The sequence below is a fragment of the Lysinibacillus sp. OF-1 genome, from assembly GCF_028356935.1.
Taxonomy (GTDB): domain Bacteria; phylum Bacillota; class Bacilli; order Bacillales_A; family Planococcaceae; genus Lysinibacillus; species Lysinibacillus fusiformis_D.
In genome coordinates this window covers 626,269-643,692 of sequence record NZ_CP102798.1, presented here as the reverse complement: position 1 = coordinate 643,692, position 17,424 = coordinate 626,269, and the positions used below count along the sequence as shown (strand labels likewise).

Genomic DNA, 17,424 nt, shown 5'->3' with positions numbered 1-17,424 from the left:
TTGAACACTATATGAGGCATGTAACAATTATGGGCGTACCCTTTTTACATATTAATCAGCAAGGGTTTGTTGATTTACTCGTTCATCGTATTGAACAGCAAGAAAAGACTTTCGTTGTAACAGCCAATCCAGAAGTTGTTATGCAGGCAAACGAAAATGCCACTGTAATGAATTATTTACAGCAGGCGACCTACATTTGTGCGGATGGCATTGGTGTCGTTAAAGCTGCACAAATCCTTGGTGAATCACTGCCAGAGCGTGTAACAGGCTATGATACGATGGTACGACTGCTGGAAGTAGGTCAGCAGAAGCGTTTTAAAATTTATTTATTAGGTGCACAAAAAGAAACAATCGAAAAGACGGTTGCGAATATTCATAAAAACTACCCAAATGTTGATATCGTTGGCTATCATGATGGTTACTTCGACTGGAATAATAATGATTTTGCAAATGAAATTGCGACATTACAGCCTGATCTCGTGTTTGTAGCATTAGGTGTTCCAAGACAGGAAAAATGGATTACAGAAAATCTGGATAAGTTTTCAAAGGGTGTATTTATCGGTGTAGGTGGTTCCTTCGATGTGATCGCTGGCACTGTAAAGCGTGCACCAGTCATTTGGCAAAAGTTAAACTTGGAGTGGCTCTACCGAGTGCTGCGTCAGCCAAGTCGTTTTGGCAGAATGCTCGTTCTCCCTCGCTTTGCTTTAAAGGTTTTTGCATTAAAGCTTAAAGGTCAGGGCAAAACAAAATGAGTCAGTCAACCTTTGTCAAAAGTACGCTTATCTTAACAATTGCAACATTACTTTCTAAAGTAATCGGTAGTATTTTCCGTATACCGCTGCAAAATATTGCTGGTGATGAAGTACTCGGTATCTTTAGTCTTGTTTATCCTGTCTATATGGTGGCACTGTATTTATCCGTTGCTGGTATCCCTATCGCTATTTCTAAGCTGATTGCGGAAGCTAGGACTAGTATGGATACTGCCAAAATTAAGAAAATTTATGTGACTGCAAGAATCCTTGCATTATCCTTTGGCGTCATTAGTTTTACAATCATTTACGGCTTTTCAGAGCAGATAGCGAATGCACTTGGTGGCCCTTCAACGGAGATTGCATTAATCATTGTAGCCCTAACACTACTCGTTGCTCCCTATATGGCTGTCTATCGAGGATTTTTCCAAGGCTTTGGGGATATGCGACCTACTGCCATCTCACAAGTGATTGAGCAATTAGTACGTGTCGCTTTAATTTTAATTGTTGCGTATTTCTTAGTTGCGATGGATTATTCCAATGATATCGTAGCTGGTGGTATTATGGCAGGTTCTGTATTAGGTGCACTTGGATCACTTTTCTATTTACTCTTTAAATATTTCCGTTCTTCGGTAAAAGTGACGAGCAAGGAGAAATATTCTAGTAAGGATTTTTCCACATACAGTAAAACCATTTTAAAAATCTCCATACCCATTGCAATTGGTTCTGTAACAATGGCACTTTTTAATTTCGTTGACTCCTTCACGGTCACATATGGCTTAAGAAATGCTGGAGCAGATGCAAGTGAGATTAGCTTCCTTTACGGAATTTATGGTCGAGGACTGACATTAGTTCAAATCACAACGGTTTTCGCTTCTTCAATTATCTTACCACTTGTGCCGCTGATTACAACGAAGCTAGCAGAACGTAAATTGAATGAAACACGCAGTATTATTGAACGAACACATCGTATGACACATCTTATTTCTTGGCCAGCTGCTATCGGGTTGCTAGCCTTAACCTTGCCTTTAAATCTAGCTCTTTTCAAAGACTTAGAGGGAAGCTTAATGTTAGCCATCATTAACCTTAGCTCCGTCTTTACATCCCTGACACTACTTGGAACAGGTATTTTACAGGGCATGAATGCTGCCAAAACAGGAGCCATCATTATTTTGAGTGGAGTTGTCCTTAAGGTGTTTTCGAACATCTTCTTTATTCAAGAATTCGGTTTAGATGGTGCTGCGTATGCAACGTTGTTGGTGTACTTAGTGTTATTTATTGTGAATTCTGTCTTTATTTATCGTATGATTCGCTTCACTGTTCTTGGAAAAGATACTCTAAAAATGATTGTGTCTTCCATTGTAATGGGGGCAGCCGTTGGTTTACCAACGCTTTGGCTTGATTTTACACATTGGTCTCGAATGTTGGCGATGGGTTATCTAACTGTTGCAATCATAGTGGGAGGAGCTCTTTATTTCCTTCTTCTATGGATGATGAAAGCAATCCATAAACAAGATTTAAAGAAAATCCCTGTTATCGGAAAAAGATTTTCATAATTAAGAGAGGTAGGACACTTATGTCGAAACAGAAATGGCTTTGGGGAATCATTGTTCTTTTACTCATCGTTTCCTCCACAGGTATGATGATGAGATGGAATGCTGAGCAATCGAATAATGCTTATGAAATTGTCATTCCCTATCATGAAATACAAACCGCAGAAAAAAATAGCGATTTAACAATGGATGAAATTCTTTCCTCCTTAAAGGATGCTGGACTGAATACGGTAAGTCTAGAGCCTTTAACATTAAAGGAAATGGAAAAGCAAAACTTAATTACGGTTTATAAAGAAAGCGAATTAGCAGCGCAATTATTATTTACACCTTATAAAGATGCTGTTGATATCACTAAGGGTGGCTATTATATTCGAGTGCCTGAAAATGAAAGTTATCAGAAGCTTATCATGGAAAGCATGGAACCAGAGGAAGTACTAATAGGAGAAGAAGCTTTTTATTTCCTTCCTGCTTCTAACCACAATTTTGATTTAAAAACACCAATTGGTTACGATCAGCCTGCGATTGATATGATTAGTAAGCATGGACTAGCCCACATCTTTAAAGTGGAAAATGCAGATAATGAAGTAGCTAATGAAAAAATAGTAAATCAATTACTAGCGTTAAAAGATGCTTCTGCTGGTCGTTTGCTTGGCCAAGGCGATGAAGCCATTGGATTTGGACAAGAAGATGGCAATCAATTAGTTGAAAAATTAAGTGGTGCTGGCTATTACTTCTACACAATTGAAAGCAACCCGCTCAAAGGCGAAAGTAAAATCGCTCAAATGACGGATTATCATATGATTCGTTTGCATAGTATCAATGTCAACAGAGAAACAAAATTAAAGTTAAATGCAAGTATTGACCGTACAACACGAGCTGTCAAAGAGCGTAATATTCGCTCCATCTTCTATCATATTAAAACAACAGGCAATGCCAAAGATAATATAGAAGACACGATTGAATACTTAAATGGTGTTCATGAGACAATGCCCGATCATTTCCAACCAGGTGAACCAAAGCTATTTGATAAAGTTGCCGTTCCAGCATGGGTCACAGCAACCGTATTATTAGCAGGTATTTTATTTACCTTTATCGTTTCAGAGTTAGTAAAATGGATGCCTCTTCGTTTAGCGGCAGTTGGCTTTATGGCGTTACTAGCTATTGCGTACTTTATTCTAAAAAGTACTCTATTCTTACAAGCTTTTGCACTAATTATTGCAGTCCTTGCACCAACCTATGCAGTCATCAAATCGGCGCAAGGCTCTACGAAAATGTCTAAAATCTTGGTGCAATATGTGAAGGCCGTAGCGATTAGCCTTATTGGGATTATCATTGTCATTGGCTTATTAAATGGTAATGCCTTTATGACAGGCTTTGCCGTATTTAAAGGAGTTAAGCTTGTTTATCTCATTCCAATTATGGGTGTATTATTATTTACTGTAATTGAGATCAACCGACTAGCTGAGCAAAACATCAAAAAATCTTTATCGAATACCGTCACATTATTAAACAAAGAACTAAAATATTGGCATGTGCTATTACTAGTAGTTGTCGCAGGTATCGGTTTATTTTACATTAGCCGTACAGGTAACTCTGGTTCTGTCAGTGATATGGAATTAGCCTTTAGACAATGGCTCGAAAATACATTGTATGTTCGACCAAGAACGAAGGAATTTTTAATTGGTTTCCCATTCTTTATTTTAGCGTTATATGTAATGGGGATTAATCGCAAATGGGGTAGTATCCTACTTGTACCAGGTGTTATCGGATTCCTATCTATCGTCAATACATTTACCCACCTACACATTCCAGTAGCTGTTTCTGTCTTGCGTACACTATACAGCGTATCTCTTGGCCTTGTAGTAGGATTAGTGTTTATCCTCATCTTCAAAATTGGTTATCGTTGGGTTTCTAAGGCAATCGCGAGGTGGTCATAATGCACGTTGTTTTATCTGGCTATTATGGATTTGATAATGTTGGCGATGATGCCATCCTGCTGTCCATTATCCACTCTCTAAAAAAGTGGCAGCATGATATAGAAATCACGGTATTATCCAATAATCCAGCAGCTACTGAGCAAACGTATGGTGTCAAAGCCGTGAATCGTTGGAAAATGAAAGAAATACGCCAATTGCTTAAAAGGGCAGATGGACTTATCAGCGGTGGCGGTAGCCTTATGCAGGATCAAACAGGAATGAAAACCATTCCTTACTATGCGGGCGTTATCCAAATAGCAAAATGGTTGAAAAAACCAGTATTTGTTTACGCCCAAGGCATGGGCCCGATTAATCACTCTCTAAGTAAATTCATTGTTCGCTCTGTCTTTAATAAGGTAGAGCAAATTACAGTCCGAGATAAAGCCTCTCAAGCTCTTCTAACAGAGATTGGTGTGCGAAAAGAGGCTAAGCTTGTGCCAGACCCTGTTATGGGGCTTAACGGCAGTGACTTTCATAGTGAATGGCTCGAAAGTGTCACATTATCAGCAGATAGCTATATCTCTGTAAGTGTGCGTGACTGGCCATCCGCCATAGCGTACAAAGAAAAAATTGCGCATAGCCTAGACGAATTAGTACGTCAAGGTGAGCAAATTGTCTTCTTACCTATGCATGGTGAGCATGATTTACAAACATCACAGGAAGTAGCTGCACTAATGAAGGAGAAAAGTTTGATTGCGCCAGCCGATTTATCCATAGAGGAGAAAATCGCAGTAATTGGACAATCTCAATTATTAATTGGGATGCGACTACATTCTCTCATTTTTTCTGCAATCTATGCGACTCCTTTTATCGCCATCTCGTACGATCCAAAAATCGATGCGTTTGCTGACATTGTCAGTCAGCCAGTTATTGGACATGTCGAAGCAGATGATTGGAACGGTGTGATATTGTTTGAACAAGCCGTCACAATCCTTGAATCGTTTACGACGGTTCAAGAAAATATGCGTCAGGCTATCATACCCTTACAAAATGAAGCAACAGCAACGGCGAAATTAGCCATTGAGGTTTTTTCACAATAAACATGAAAAAATGATGAATTTCAATTAATATTGAAATTCATCATTTTTTTCCGATTTCTAATAATTTTAAAACAGACTGTGCTTGCTGCATATGCATAGCTAAAACATATTGACTGGCCTGCATCAAAATTTGAGCCTTCACCATATTCATCATCTCTTTTGCGATATCTGCATCTCGAATACGAGACTCTGCTGCTTGTAAATTTTCTGCGGTGTTAACATTAGCATTATAAGCATGTTCCAAACGGTTTTGGTACGCTCCTAGACGAGAACGCTCATTAGATACACGTTTTAAAGCCTCATCCATTGAAGAAATGGCTTTATCCGCATCCTCACGAGTAGCAATGGACACATCCTTCAAACCGAGTGCTTCAGAGCCCATACCATTGATAAATAATTCTATATGCTGCCCTGCATTGGCCCCTGCCTGAATTTTAATGCTATTTGTCTCATGATCTCCATTGAGTAATGTCTTCGTATTAAATTCTGTATCCGTAGAGAGTCGCTGAATTTCCTTCTTTAATTCTTGGAACTCCAGCTCTAATTTTTCACGATCATCATCGGTTAATGTGTCATTGGCTGCCTCCACTGCTAATTCACGCATGCGCTGAATCATCGCATGTGTCTCATTCAGTGCCCCCTCTGCTGTCTGCACGAGAGAAATGCCGTCCTGTATATTTTTAGCCGCCATATTCAATCCCCGAATTTGAGAACGCATTTTTTCAGAAATCGCCAATCCAGCTGGATCATCCGCTGCACTATTGATTCGATACCCCGACGAAATGCGTAGCATAGCTTTACTCATCGCACTTTGATGCCGATTCATATTATTCAGGATCGACATCCCCGTAGCTGACCACTTACCAAGCATGCTTTCACCACCTTCTTAATATGTATATCGGCCTATTCTCTATTCTATTAATCACCATTATGGGAATCGTTGCTAATTTTTTATGTATTATTAACAATTTATAGGCACATGACTCCTTTTAGCTTACTGGTGTCCAGATTTTTTAGTGAACCTATAGTCATTACGAGCGATGATGATTAGCTGACTTGCAAGTCGCTCATTCAGCTTTGTGGCAATATAATAGTAGCAGACGTTTAATGAAGGTGTTCTCCTATCGTAGCTTGTGCTGGAATACAATTCTTCTCCTTCTGGAGGTACATGCTAAATTTTAGTAAAAGCACCTGCTTATCATTTCTGAAAAGTAGGTGCTTACTGGGCATTCCAACTATTCAATTGTTAAACCTCCAAGTTGATGGCTCTTTTGCTGTAGCAATTCGAAAAAGAGTTCTTTATCGTTCTCCAATAATGTTTGATCAATTAAATAATCAAAATTTTTCTCCTCTAGTTCTGCGATAAGCTGATCGATTTCGCCAACCGTCACAGATGAAACAAGTGGAATTTGTTTCTTCGGTGTTGCGCTTTCAAGTATTGGTGCTAAATGCTCATGAACATTCGTAATAAGCAGTAGTTGATAAAGTGGTAATCGGATAAAACGATTTCCTTTTTGGAAAACAAAAACCTCAGATAAATTTTCAATTTGCTGTGTCTTCATGTTGATAATCATCTCTTTACCTTCTATGGGAATGAAATGGAAAATCTCATTCTCTTTTAAAATAGAGAAATATTGATAAGCAAATACGAGACGTAATTTGTCTCCAGTAACTTTTGTGTAAAACGGCTTCATGTATTGAACTTGCATCATCCTTCATCCCTCCCTAGTTATCTGATTATTCAGATTTTAACACAAATCAATTGGCTTGTTAACTATCTTTGACTTCATTTTTTTCTTTCTGATCATTCAGCTTATCATTACTGCATTTTAATCGTATAATGGAAGGACAGTCTTTTTTTCATTCTTACAATTAACAATGTTAAACATAGCCATACATGATGAAAGGAGTGAGGTTATGGCATTGTCTATATCGCAAATAGCTAAAGAACATCAAGCATTTGTGCTGACTAAATTAAAAGAAGCTGAACAAGGGCTACATCCTTCCTCTACGGAAGATGAAGAACTAGTGCGTCGTGCTGTCTTTTCTGTAAGAAATAAATCCATTGTTTTTGAACGTTTTAATGGAACAAGTTCTATATTATATGCAAGTGTTCAGGATGTCAGACCCGCTTCTGTTGAAATTGATTTTTACAAGGAAGAGCTACATTGTAACTGTCCACAACCTAAATGGTGTCGACATCAAGTAGGTGCTTTACTCGCTCTCTACCAATACTTTGACTCCGTGCAAAATTGGTCGAGTGCTTGGCGTGCTCAAAAATCGGTCCAGCTAAAAACCTTAGCAGAAGAACGTAGACCACAAAGCTGGTCGATGATGGTTGATGAAGTAATGAAGCGCTTATTACCATCTGGCCGAGTATTAGAGGGCTATGGGCTTTCTGCTGTAAGAACAGATGCATTGGAGCGTCTTCGCCGGCATATGCCCTTTGAACGTGAATGGCAGCCCCTTTATAAGCTCTATATGGAATTAGCTATTTTTAATACTATATGGCGGCATTTAAATGCAACAGCTGGGCATTCATTAGATTCTCCATATATGAAATACTTTATCGATCAAAGCATGCAATCCTTTGAAAGCATTCTTACTGAGTTAACGAATCGGTCACGTCTTTTTGCGACTGATCCTTTTTATGATGCCATTCAAGAGCTAGTAAGGGAATTTTTATTAGAACGACAAGGGCTGTTTGCCCATCGACTTCGTCTATATATGCTGCTTTGGGCAGTGCTTTTTTATGAAAAGCCTCGACGCGAGCAGGAATTAACTTATTTAAATAATCTAGAAAACCCTTCCGAAGAAATTTCTTTGCAATCATTAAAGCTATTATTTTATGTGTTATTACAAAAGGAGGATCTGCTGCTCGAAAATTTGGCACAGATTGATTTACCCCAAATGCAGGATTTATTTGAACTGGCTACTTTTGCTCAACGTGCTGGTGAGTCCTATTCATTAGCTGTCATTTTACGAGCTATATTACCTTTGACTGAAGCCTTCCTACAGGAAGTCGTACCAGTCGTTCAAAGAGCCCAGTACGTAAGGCAATTTCAGCTTTTATTTGATGACATACAGCTTACTGAGGAAGAGGAAGCAATGTTATACAGTGCATTTGGTGTGTATGGGCTTCAGCCATTTTCATCGTTTTTAATAAAAAAAGGACGTTACCGTGAATGGGCTGCTCTCCATCAATTAAATCCTTCATCTCTATCCTATTTAGAAATGTGTGGATTAAAGGACGTCTTACAGATTGAACCAGCTACTGTCTTACCTTTATACCATGTCTATGCAATGGCTGAAATTTCACAAAAATCACGTATGAATTATAAGCAAGCTGTGCGTATTTGGAAAAGTATGCGTAGTGCCGCAAAACGAGCTGGCAAAACAGCTTATTTTGAAACATATATGCAAACCATTCGTGCAGAATATAAACGATTACGTGCGTTACAAGAAGAAATTGAGAAAGGAAACTTAGTATGATGACAATAAATGCTCCTTCCCCCTTTTCCCAAACTCAACAGCTTCGTATTGATGTAGCACGGGAAGGATATTTTACATTGCAGGGTTTTACTGCAAATGGTACGACAATCGACGCTGATACATTAATTTCTTCATTATTCTTTACCTATGAAGCAAATGTCTATGGCTTATTAACCAATCGGACTGATTTCACGATTGAGGTTTCTACTGCTGAATTACTTGATATTTTTTCATCAAGCTTCCAACATCCCTTTATTAATTGGCTTGGTGCAAATGATGAAAGTAAGGAATGGCTCGGAAAAGTACTGGCGTTACAGGAATACTGGCAGGAGCCCTCACTTTGGTCATACGCTGTCATTGCGGAAGATTTTTCTTCGCTAACTTTTCCTATTGATCACATCGATACAGCATTATTAGAAATAGCTGTTCAGCAAAAGCTTTCACAAGTTGGTCTAATACTAGCTGATTTACCAAAACTTCTACCCTTTTTCTTACGTGGTGGCTGGCCATTGGATCAAGCTCGTCAAGCCGGTGCAGTTTCAGTTTCTTTACGGTTAAGTGAGCCAGAAGATGAAGCCGATGTCTGGTTATTAGAAACAGTGCTCAGCACTGCTACGACAAAAAACTACTGGACTCCTGCTATTCGTAAGCAATCCTTACCAATTGAAGAGGCGCTTCCTACGAAATGGCGAATGTTCGCCACTGAAATTGAACAACAGCAACAACAAATTGTGAATCTTCTATCCAATGACGATATCAGAAGTGATACCTTTATTCGTGTGACATTGGAGGACTCAGAAGTACGGTCTTTTTTACGTGAGGATCTCGCCAGATTACAGGCACTTGGTTTTGATGTTGTACTCCCTGCATGGCTAAAAGATTTAAAACAATCCAAATTACGTGTACGTGTAACAACTAACAATGTCTCCACTAAGAAGGTAGCAGGATTAGATGATATTTTAACGTTTAAATGGCAATTTTCTATGAATGGGCAAACGATTTCAGCTGAGCAATTTAAAAAGCTGGTGGATGAGAAACGTGAATTTATTCGTATAGGTACGGAATGGTTCCGAGTCGATGCCAATTGGATGCACGAAATGCGTGAACTAATGCAGCAGGCAGAAGATGAAAGTTGGACTGTTCGAGAATTGTTGTTTAGAGAATTACCCGAAGACTTGTCTGCGCCTCTCGAAGAAGATGCCGATGATGCGTTAAGAGATGATCCAATTTTCGCACTGGAAATACAACAATCATTAAAATCATATATGGAGCAGCTTTTGGAGAAGAAGGGCTTGCCAGCAGTACCGATTCCTTTATCCTTACAAACCGAATTACGTCCTTACCAACAAGAGGGCTTTGAATGGTTAATCTTTATGCGCGAACAAGGTTTTGGTGCATGTCTAGCCGATGATATGGGACTTGGGAAAACGGTACAACTAATCACCTATTTACTTCATATTTATGAGACAGCAGCTGATTATACGAAGCCAACCATTATTATTTGTCCAACCTCAGTCCTCGGTAACTGGCAAAAAGAACTCGCTCGATTTGCCCCTTCACTGATTGTGCATACGCATTATCAGACAAATCGAGCTAAGGATGAGGATTTTAAAGAGCTAGTGACTGCCGAAAAACCACATGTTATTTTATCAACCTATGGTACTGTGTCACAGGATACTGAATTTTTACAGAATATAGAATGGGCAACTGTTGTGCTTGATGAAGCTCAAAATATAAAAAACATGCAGACCTTACAATCAAGAGCCATTCGTAAATTGTTAGGAGACCATCATATTGCCCTTACAGGAACACCTGTAGAAAACCGCTTATCTGAGCTATGGGCTATTTTTGATTTCATTCATAAGGGTTATTTAGGTAGCTTTGGCCGCTTCAATGAAGAATTTATTTTGCCTATTGAACGAGACGAATCTGAATCACATAAGCAGAAGTTACGAGCTAAAATTCAACCTTTCTTATTGCGTCGTACAAAGCGTGATCCCCATTTACAGCTTAACTTACCAGATAAGCTAGAATCGAACGAATACTGTCCATTAACAGCCGAGCAAGCTTCTCTCTATGAAGGATATATTTTAGAGACACTCGATCAGCTAGAGCAGTTAACAGGTTTTCAAAAAAAGGGACGTGTTTTAAAGATGCTTAGTAAGTTAAAGCAACTATGTAATCATCCTGCCTTATATTTAAAGGAATCTTTCGAGGATGCCGAAACAATGCTTGCACGTTCGACTAAGCTAGAGCGCATTGTACAAATGGCAGCAGAGATTGTGGACAATGGCGAACAATGCCTTATCTTTACACAGTATATCGGAATGGGGCAATTGCTACAGCATTGTTTAAGTGAACTATACAATGTGGATGCACCGTTTTTAACTGGTGCTATGCCTAAGCAGCAGCGTGACCGCTTAGTAGAGGCTTTTCAGGCAGGAGACTTCCCTATATTTATTCTTTCCTTAAAAGCAGGTGGAACAGGTCTTAATTTAACAGCTGCTAATCATGTTTTACATGCAGATCGCTGGTGGAACCCCGCTGTCGAAAATCAAGCAACTGATCGTGCTTATCGCATTGGGCAGACACAATTTGTGCAGGTCCATAAATTTGTAACCATCGGTACAATTGAAGAAAAAATTGATAAAATGCTGGTGCAGAAATCTGCATTATCCGAAGAACTCATTCAATCAAGCCAGTGGTTGACCGAGTTAGAAGATCAAGAACTTCGTGATCTAATAACATTGGACATATAGTAATTAGATGCGCCAAGAGCTACATTGTTCTTGGCGCTCTTTTAGTGGAACCTCGTTACTTCTTATCCCTACTTACTTCAAACATTCTTATTTAGTTGTGTCAAAACATCCATTGCTGTGCGGTCTTCAGCAATGTCTTTTTAATATGTGTATACATCATTCCTTTCTGTTGCTACGGTGCAAGAAATATAAGGAGAATGGCGGATCAGACAACGATATTTCTCTTGCTCCGTATGTAAATAGCTTGTCTATGGTAAAACAAAATCTTTTAAGTCTTCCTGTTCATTCGGTGGCTGTGGCGGTACAATAGCCGTTTCGTCACTATTCCTTTGTTTGAGATGATAAAATCGTATATCTTCTACAACCACCTCTGTCATAAAAATCTTAGTGTTTTCTTCATTTACAAATGATCTTGTTTGAATACGACCATTTGCACCGATTAAAGAGCCTTTACCGCAATATTTGACGATATGTTCTGCTAGCCTTCCCCAAGCTGTACAGAAAATAAAGTCTGCATCTACTTCTCCACGATTGTTTTTAAAATTGCGGTTAATGGCCAATGAAAAATGAGTCTGTACACGATTTCCAGATAAGTAACGTAACACCGGATCTTTCGTAAACCTTCCGACCAGTCCGACTTGATTCATTCGTTCACCACCTTTCTGTTGGATTGCTTTCATCTTACAAAAGGATATCCGCATTGGCAAAATCCGATATTATAAATTTCCTTCTGTTTTGCAGCATAAATTGGGTAAATTAGCATTTTTAATTTGCTAATTTTTTTTAATTTTCTAGCTGAATGCTTTGGACTGTAATGGCAAATGCTATTTCATGAAATCAGCATTTTCGCAGGTTTTGAAATATCGTCACAGGTGCACATAACAAACAGCCACTACTTCATGTGTTATAATAAAAGAATGACAGACTTAGGAGGAATATACATAATGAAAACATTTAAAATGCTTTCCTTTGACCTTGTCACGAAAGATGGCGTACAACCATTCCCTTTAGTCGATGGCATTATTATTAATCAGGAAAACAGCCATCAATCTTGGATACTAGAATTGTTTATGGAAAAACAATATCGCTCAACCTTTGATGAACTCTTAGTAAATGCTACCGTCTGCAATGTCCGTGCAGTTATTTCATTTCCAGATAATGAACCCGCTCCTTTTCAGGTAATCGTACATACAGTTCAAGAAATTGGTGATCATGTTTCAGTACTACTAAAAGGAACACTCAAAATTAAACGCTCTAAATATGCTGAACAATTGCTTTCCGAGCTACTTGCTGAGGGTGTATCCCTAGAGGATTTACTGGAGCGCTTTACGAAAGATATGAAGCAGCGACCAAAATTAAAAAATGATTAGCGATGCGAATTTTGCATCGTTTTTTTATTGGACAAGCTGCCATTTTTCAGTACAATACAATTTAAAAAGGAGCGTTATATTTGGTTATTGCTATCAGAGAGAAGCCTTTAAAATTATTATGGCTTGAGGCTGTGATGAGGAGGCTTTTAAAGAATGATGTTGAGTTTCACTATTATCAGGAACAATATCGCCGACTGGATGCAGGTTTTGCTGGTGAACAAAAAGTGGACCGCGAATGGCATGAATTACTATGTCCAAATACTTTTTTCGTATTACATAATTTGTGTCTCAAGAACACTGCTCAACATATGCATCAGCTTGATACACTCTTTATTTGCTCTCAATTTATCTTCGTTTTAGAAATTAAAAATATTCATGGTCGACTAGAATTTAATCAACTCACACATCAATGTACACGCACAAAGGCAGATGGCACAGTAGAAGGATTTCCAAATGCGTTTACCCAAACTGAGCGTCATATGCGTTTTCTTAAAAGTCTTTCTTACTCACTCCCCATTGAAGGTGCCGTTGTCATAGCAAATCCTTCAGCGATCATCGTTAATCCTTCTAAAGCGCTCCCTATTTTTCATGTGTCAGGTCTTCATCAACATCTCCAGTCACTTTTTAAAAAGCATCCTCAAAAAATGCTAACAGATGATCAATTAGCTCAACTGGTTCAAGGGCTTCTCTCCAAACAAACGATTCCTCACATTCAAACTTCGATTGCCCCATCACGATTTCGGCATGGTGTGCTTTGTCCTAAATGTTCCTATCAACATAATATGTATTTCTATCGGGGCATTTGGAAATGTTCATTTTGTCATTATCGGAGTATAGAAATTTTTGCAGAAGCCATGCTCGATTATCAACTATTGGTTAGCCATTCTATTACTAATCAACAGTTACGTAAATTTTTCAAAATTGATTCTATCGATACAGCTACACGATTGCTTCAGAAATTTCAGTTCCCTTATACCGGAACCTATAAAAATCGTGTTTACCATTTACCTGAAAATTTATTGGATTACATGAAGAGATTTTTTGAGGGTTGATTGGCTCGCTTCACTGGCGAGAGTATTTGCAACGCTCATGGGGCATACACTTCGCTTTCGCGAGTATTCACCTTTCTTCCGCGAGTATTCACTTTCCTTCCGCGAGTATTCACTTTCCTTCCGCGAGTATTCACTTTCCTTCCGCGAGTATTCACCTTCCTTCCGCGAGTATTCACCTTTCTTCCGCGAGTATTCACCTTTCTTCCGCGAGTATTCACCTTTCTTCCGCGAGTATTCACCTTTCTTCCGCGAGTATTCACCTTTCTTCCGCGAGTATTCACCTTTCTTCCGCGAGTATTCACCTTTCTTCCGCGAGTATTCACCTTTCTTCCGCGAGTATTTACCTTTCTTCCGCGAGTATTTACCTTTCTTCCGCGAGTATTTACCTTTCTTCCGCGAGTATTTACCTTTCTTCCGCGAGTATTTACCTTTCTTCCGCGAGTATTTACCTTTCTTCCGCGAGTATTTACCTTTCTTCCGCGAGTATTTACCTTTCTTCCGCGAGTATTTACCTTTCTTCCGCGAGTATTTACCTTTCTTCCGCGAGTATTTACCTTTCTTCCGCGAGTATTCACCTTTCTTCCGCGAGTATTTACCTTTCTTCCGCGAGTATTCGCTTTCCTTCCGCGAGTATTCGCTTCTTTTTATCAAAAAAGAGTGTTTTCCATTTAGGAAACACTCTTTTTTATGTTATCGGTTGTTCATACCATCACGGTACTTTTCAGTGTCTTTGACTTTATCGTCGACAATATCATTATTATTGTTTACGTTGTCATTACGTTCAACACCGTTTACACCATTAGCATTTGGTACGTTGTCATAGCCGTTTGTGCTGTTGATATCGGCATTTGATCCAGGTGTTGTCGCTTCAGGCAATGTTGTATTTTCGTTAACAGTACCTCGGTTAGTACCATCTACGTTGCGATCGTATGCATCGTCACGATTATTCGGGTCTAATGCATCTTCCACATTGTCTACACCACGACGAACGTCATTTTCGACGTCTCGAACAGGGTGATCTTCGACTGCATTATTTCCCCAGTTACATCCTCCAAGGAATACAGTTGCAAGAATAATGGTTAAAAATGACATTTTCCACATAGTAAAAAACCTCCTTTCTTGGGTACTATGTCAGCAAATACATCGTGTGTATTTGTGATCCTACATAGATTGCCCGGGAAAGGAGGGAACTATCCGATATTTGTACAAACTATTTTTGTTTTTCTTTTAATACTTGTTCAATGTATGCTGCTTCTGCTTTACAGTCATAGCTATAGTTTGTGCCTAGCTCTTTTTGCAATGCCTCGATTGTTTCGATCTGCTGCGCTGTTGGTTCTTCATTTAAAATTTTAGCAATGACCTCATCGATTTTTTGTGCCATCTCTTCATGAAACTGTGCACTCAACAATATATCAGCAGGGATTTTTTCGATCCATGCGGCATTCTCCTGAAAATAAGTCTGCCAGCTTGCAATGAAGTCTTCCATAGAAAAGCGTTCTTCATCCCAACCAATACTTGCTAAGTATGCTTCAAAAGATGTCGAAATCGAACGAGTAATGCTAATTTTAATACCTGAAGACAATTCCTTATACATCTTAATAATCCTCCTACGTTTGTAAAACCTAAAAATTACATCTATTTCAATTCCCAAACGCTTTTTCGCCACTGCAATTTAAGAACCTACTAATCAACTTTTAACTTGACTTTATCTATTTTATATCTTTTGGTCTACAAATGCAAATTAGGCTTGTTTAGGCTGTTCAGGTCCAATCGCAAATAGAATATCGGCTTCACATACAAGTTCTCCATCTACAGTCGCTATACCATGACCTTTACCCATTGCGCCACGAAGTTTAACAAATTCTACTTCCAATTTAAGTTGGTCGCCAGGAACTACTTGACGCTTGAAACGACAATTATCCACACCTGTTAAAAAGGCTAAACGTCCCTTGAATTCTTCTGCATTTAATAAAGCGACTCCACCCACTTGTGCTAATGCCTCTACAATTAATACACCTGGCATTACAGGATAGCCTGGGAAGTGTCCATTAAAGAAGTTTTCATTGATCGAAACATTTTTTAAACCTACTGCGCGTTTACCTTCATCTAATTCAACAATGCGATCAACGAATAAAAAAGGATAGCGATGTGGTAAAATTGCTTGAATTTGTTCTGCTGTTAACATGTAATTTCCCCCTCGAAATTAAGTATGTATACACAAAGTAAGGTAAAGAATATTGCTATTCTTTACCGTTCATAATATCAAATATATGCTGCCATGTGTCCCTTTTAAAAATATCCATAGCATTGCCTTCTCCAATCACACTGAAGCCAAACATTGCGCCTAATGCTGCGGCAGCAACGACTAAGACGAGAACAATTACAATGCGTAACCAAATCGGAATCAGTCGGATTTGCACCCAGCGAACCTCGCGTTGCTCTCCATTTGAGCGGCGTTCTTTCTTTTCTGGTTGCGTATCGGTTTCTTGTGTCGGCACAGAACGTCGACGTGAATCGTTTGTCATAGATTGTACTCCTCTTCATTCCTAACTATGTGTTTTTGGATGACTTTTTATCGAATGCCGTTAATTAGTCCTAGCATTTGATCTGCTAATGTAACCGCTCTTGCATTGAACTGATAAGAACGTTGAGTTTGTATTAGTTCTGTCATTTCCTTTGAGAGGTTTACATTGGACATTTCTAGTGTACCACTTTGCATGCCAATTTGCTGACGGTTCGCACCCACAAGCTCTGTCAGAACTTCCGCTTGTGTAAAGCCAAGTTCAGCTAGATTGTCTGGTAAACCAACATAAGAACCAGAAACATGTTCCATTAATTGTGGTTTTTGGAATTCTGTTACAGCTAAATCCGTACGAATGATATCACCATTTGGATAAGATGCTTCTAAAACACCACCATCTCGAACGGCAAACTTTTGAACAGTATCTGGTAATGTAATAGCTTGTCCTGCTGCATTGGCTACGGGATAACCCTCTGCCGTTACGAGCATTACTGTTCCGTTATTCAACGGAGATAAATAAAAGTCACCTTGTCGAGTATACACTGTTTCAGTTCCATTTTCACCATTTGGCATTAAAATATTGAAATATTGTTTTGCTTTTGTGAAAGCAAAGTCTAAATCTCGATTCGTTGTTTGTAATGAGCCTTGCTTTTCATTGGATTTAATTTGTCCAAGCATGGCACCAGATCCATAGCGAATACCAACTGGTGTTTGGCGTTCAGCTCGGTCCTGCTTATCATTGTTAAATTGCTGATAAAGTAGTTCATTGAAGGATGCTTCCTTCGTTTTATAACCGGTTGTACTACTATTAGCAATATTATTACTAATTGTATCTAGTTTATTTTGTAATTGACCCATTGTGTTCGTTGCTGTCATCATTGTACGTAGCATTTATAAAACGCCTCCTGTTCG

General features: G+C 38.9%; 16 protein-coding genes. 8 read left to right on the top strand and 8 right to left on the bottom strand.

Features of this window, described 5'->3' with window-relative positions; all coding sequences use genetic code 11:
* Positions 1-11: 11 nt before the first annotated feature.
* The 4 genes from NV349_RS03030 to csaB are packed head-to-tail and all read left to right on the top strand — an operon-like array spanning position 12 to position 5,318.
* Entirely contained in the window at positions 12-752 is a 741-nt protein-coding gene (locus NV349_RS03030) for a WecB/TagA/CpsF family glycosyltransferase (RefSeq protein ID WP_231745119.1), read from the top strand.
* A complete protein-coding gene (locus tag NV349_RS03025) occupies positions 749-2,305 on the top strand; it encodes a putative polysaccharide biosynthesis protein (protein WP_271912373.1) in 1,557 nt (518 codons plus the stop codon). Before NV349_RS03030 ends, NV349_RS03025 begins: the two co-directional genes overlap by 4 nt.
* A 20-nt stretch (positions 2,306-2,325) precedes the next feature.
* Positions 2,326-4,239 carry a DUF5693 family protein gene (locus tag NV349_RS03020; RefSeq protein WP_271912371.1) on the top strand — a complete coding sequence of 638 codons (1,914 nt, stop codon included), beginning with the start codon at positions 2,326-2,328 and terminating at the stop codon, positions 4,237-4,239.
* A complete protein-coding gene (csaB, locus tag NV349_RS03015; protein WP_271912370.1) occupies positions 4,239-5,318 on the top strand; it encodes a polysaccharide pyruvyl transferase CsaB in 1,080 nt (359 codons plus the stop codon). Before NV349_RS03020 ends, csaB begins: the two co-directional genes overlap by 1 nt.
* 40 nt (positions 5,319-5,358) lie before the next feature.
* Here the strand turns inward: csaB and NV349_RS03010 are convergent, their stop codons facing one another.
* Both NV349_RS03010 and NV349_RS03005 read right to left on the bottom strand, forming a co-directional pair.
* The gene (locus NV349_RS03010) at positions 5,359-6,189 is read right to left on the bottom strand and encodes a flagellin N-terminal helical domain-containing protein (protein ID WP_036124319.1); all 831 of its coding nucleotides are present in this window, start codon (positions 6,187-6,189) and stop codon (positions 5,359-5,361) included.
* Positions 6,190-6,553: 364 nt separating this feature from the next.
* On the bottom strand, positions 6,554-7,030 hold the full coding sequence (locus NV349_RS03005) for a transcriptional regulator (RefSeq protein ID WP_036124322.1): 477 nt from the start codon (positions 7,028-7,030) through the stop codon (positions 6,554-6,556).
* A gap of 205 nt (positions 7,031-7,235) precedes the next feature.
* On the opposite strand from NV349_RS03005, the gene NV349_RS03000 reads away from it, so the two are divergent.
* Positions 7,236-8,810: a hypothetical protein gene (locus tag NV349_RS03000; protein WP_058844993.1), complete on the top strand. Its 1,575-nt coding sequence runs from the start codon at positions 7,236-7,238 to the stop codon at positions 8,808-8,810.
* Complete coding sequence (locus tag NV349_RS02995; RefSeq protein WP_271912368.1) at positions 8,807-11,569, top strand: DEAD/DEAH box helicase; 2,763 nt, start codon at positions 8,807-8,809, stop codon at positions 11,567-11,569. The genes NV349_RS03000 and NV349_RS02995 overlap by 4 nt, the downstream gene beginning before the upstream one ends.
* A 248-nt stretch (positions 11,570-11,817) precedes the next feature.
* Here the strand turns inward: NV349_RS02995 and NV349_RS02990 are convergent, their stop codons facing one another.
* Positions 11,818-12,216 carry a single-stranded DNA-binding protein gene (locus NV349_RS02990; protein ID WP_036124475.1) on the bottom strand — a complete coding sequence of 133 codons (399 nt, stop codon included), beginning with the start codon at positions 12,214-12,216 and terminating at the stop codon, positions 11,818-11,820.
* A 297-nt stretch (positions 12,217-12,513) separates the two neighbouring features.
* Here NV349_RS02990 and NV349_RS02985 point away from each other — a divergent pair, with 297 nt between their 5' ends.
* Together NV349_RS02985 and NV349_RS02980 are read left to right on the top strand one after the other, a co-directional pair.
* A complete protein-coding gene (locus NV349_RS02985; protein ID WP_036124472.1) occupies positions 12,514-12,939 on the top strand; it encodes a YwpF family protein in 426 nt (141 codons plus the stop codon).
* Positions 12,940-13,019: 80 nt separating this feature from the next.
* On the top strand, positions 13,020-13,991 hold the full coding sequence (locus tag NV349_RS02980; protein ID WP_271912367.1) for a nuclease-related domain-containing protein: 972 nt from the start codon (positions 13,020-13,022) through the stop codon (positions 13,989-13,991).
* Between the two features lie 690 nt (positions 13,992-14,681).
* Here the strand turns inward: NV349_RS02980 and NV349_RS02975 are convergent.
* The 5 genes from NV349_RS02975 to NV349_RS02955 form a co-directional block, all read right to left on the bottom strand.
* Positions 14,682-15,092 (bottom strand): hypothetical protein, encoded by a 411-nt coding sequence (locus NV349_RS02975; RefSeq protein WP_036124468.1) that lies wholly within the window; start codon positions 15,090-15,092, stop codon positions 14,682-14,684.
* 109 nt (positions 15,093-15,201) lie between these two features.
* Complete coding sequence (locus tag NV349_RS02970; protein ID WP_036124467.1) at positions 15,202-15,585, bottom strand: hypothetical protein; 384 nt, start codon at positions 15,583-15,585, stop codon at positions 15,202-15,204.
* Between the two features lie 147 nt (positions 15,586-15,732).
* The gene (gene fabZ / locus NV349_RS02965) at positions 15,733-16,176 is read right to left on the bottom strand and encodes a 3-hydroxyacyl-ACP dehydratase FabZ (RefSeq protein ID WP_271912366.1); all 444 of its coding nucleotides are present in this window, start codon (positions 16,174-16,176) and stop codon (positions 15,733-15,735) included.
* A gap of 55 nt (positions 16,177-16,231) precedes the next feature.
* Entirely contained in the window at positions 16,232-16,516 is a 285-nt protein-coding gene (locus tag NV349_RS02960; RefSeq protein WP_036124463.1) for a DNA-directed RNA polymerase subunit beta, read from the bottom strand.
* Positions 16,517-16,563: 47 nt separating this feature from the next.
* A complete protein-coding gene (locus NV349_RS02955) occupies positions 16,564-17,403 on the bottom strand; it encodes a flagellar hook-basal body protein (protein WP_058843805.1) in 840 nt (279 codons plus the stop codon).
* Positions 17,404-17,424 lie beyond the last annotated feature (21 nt).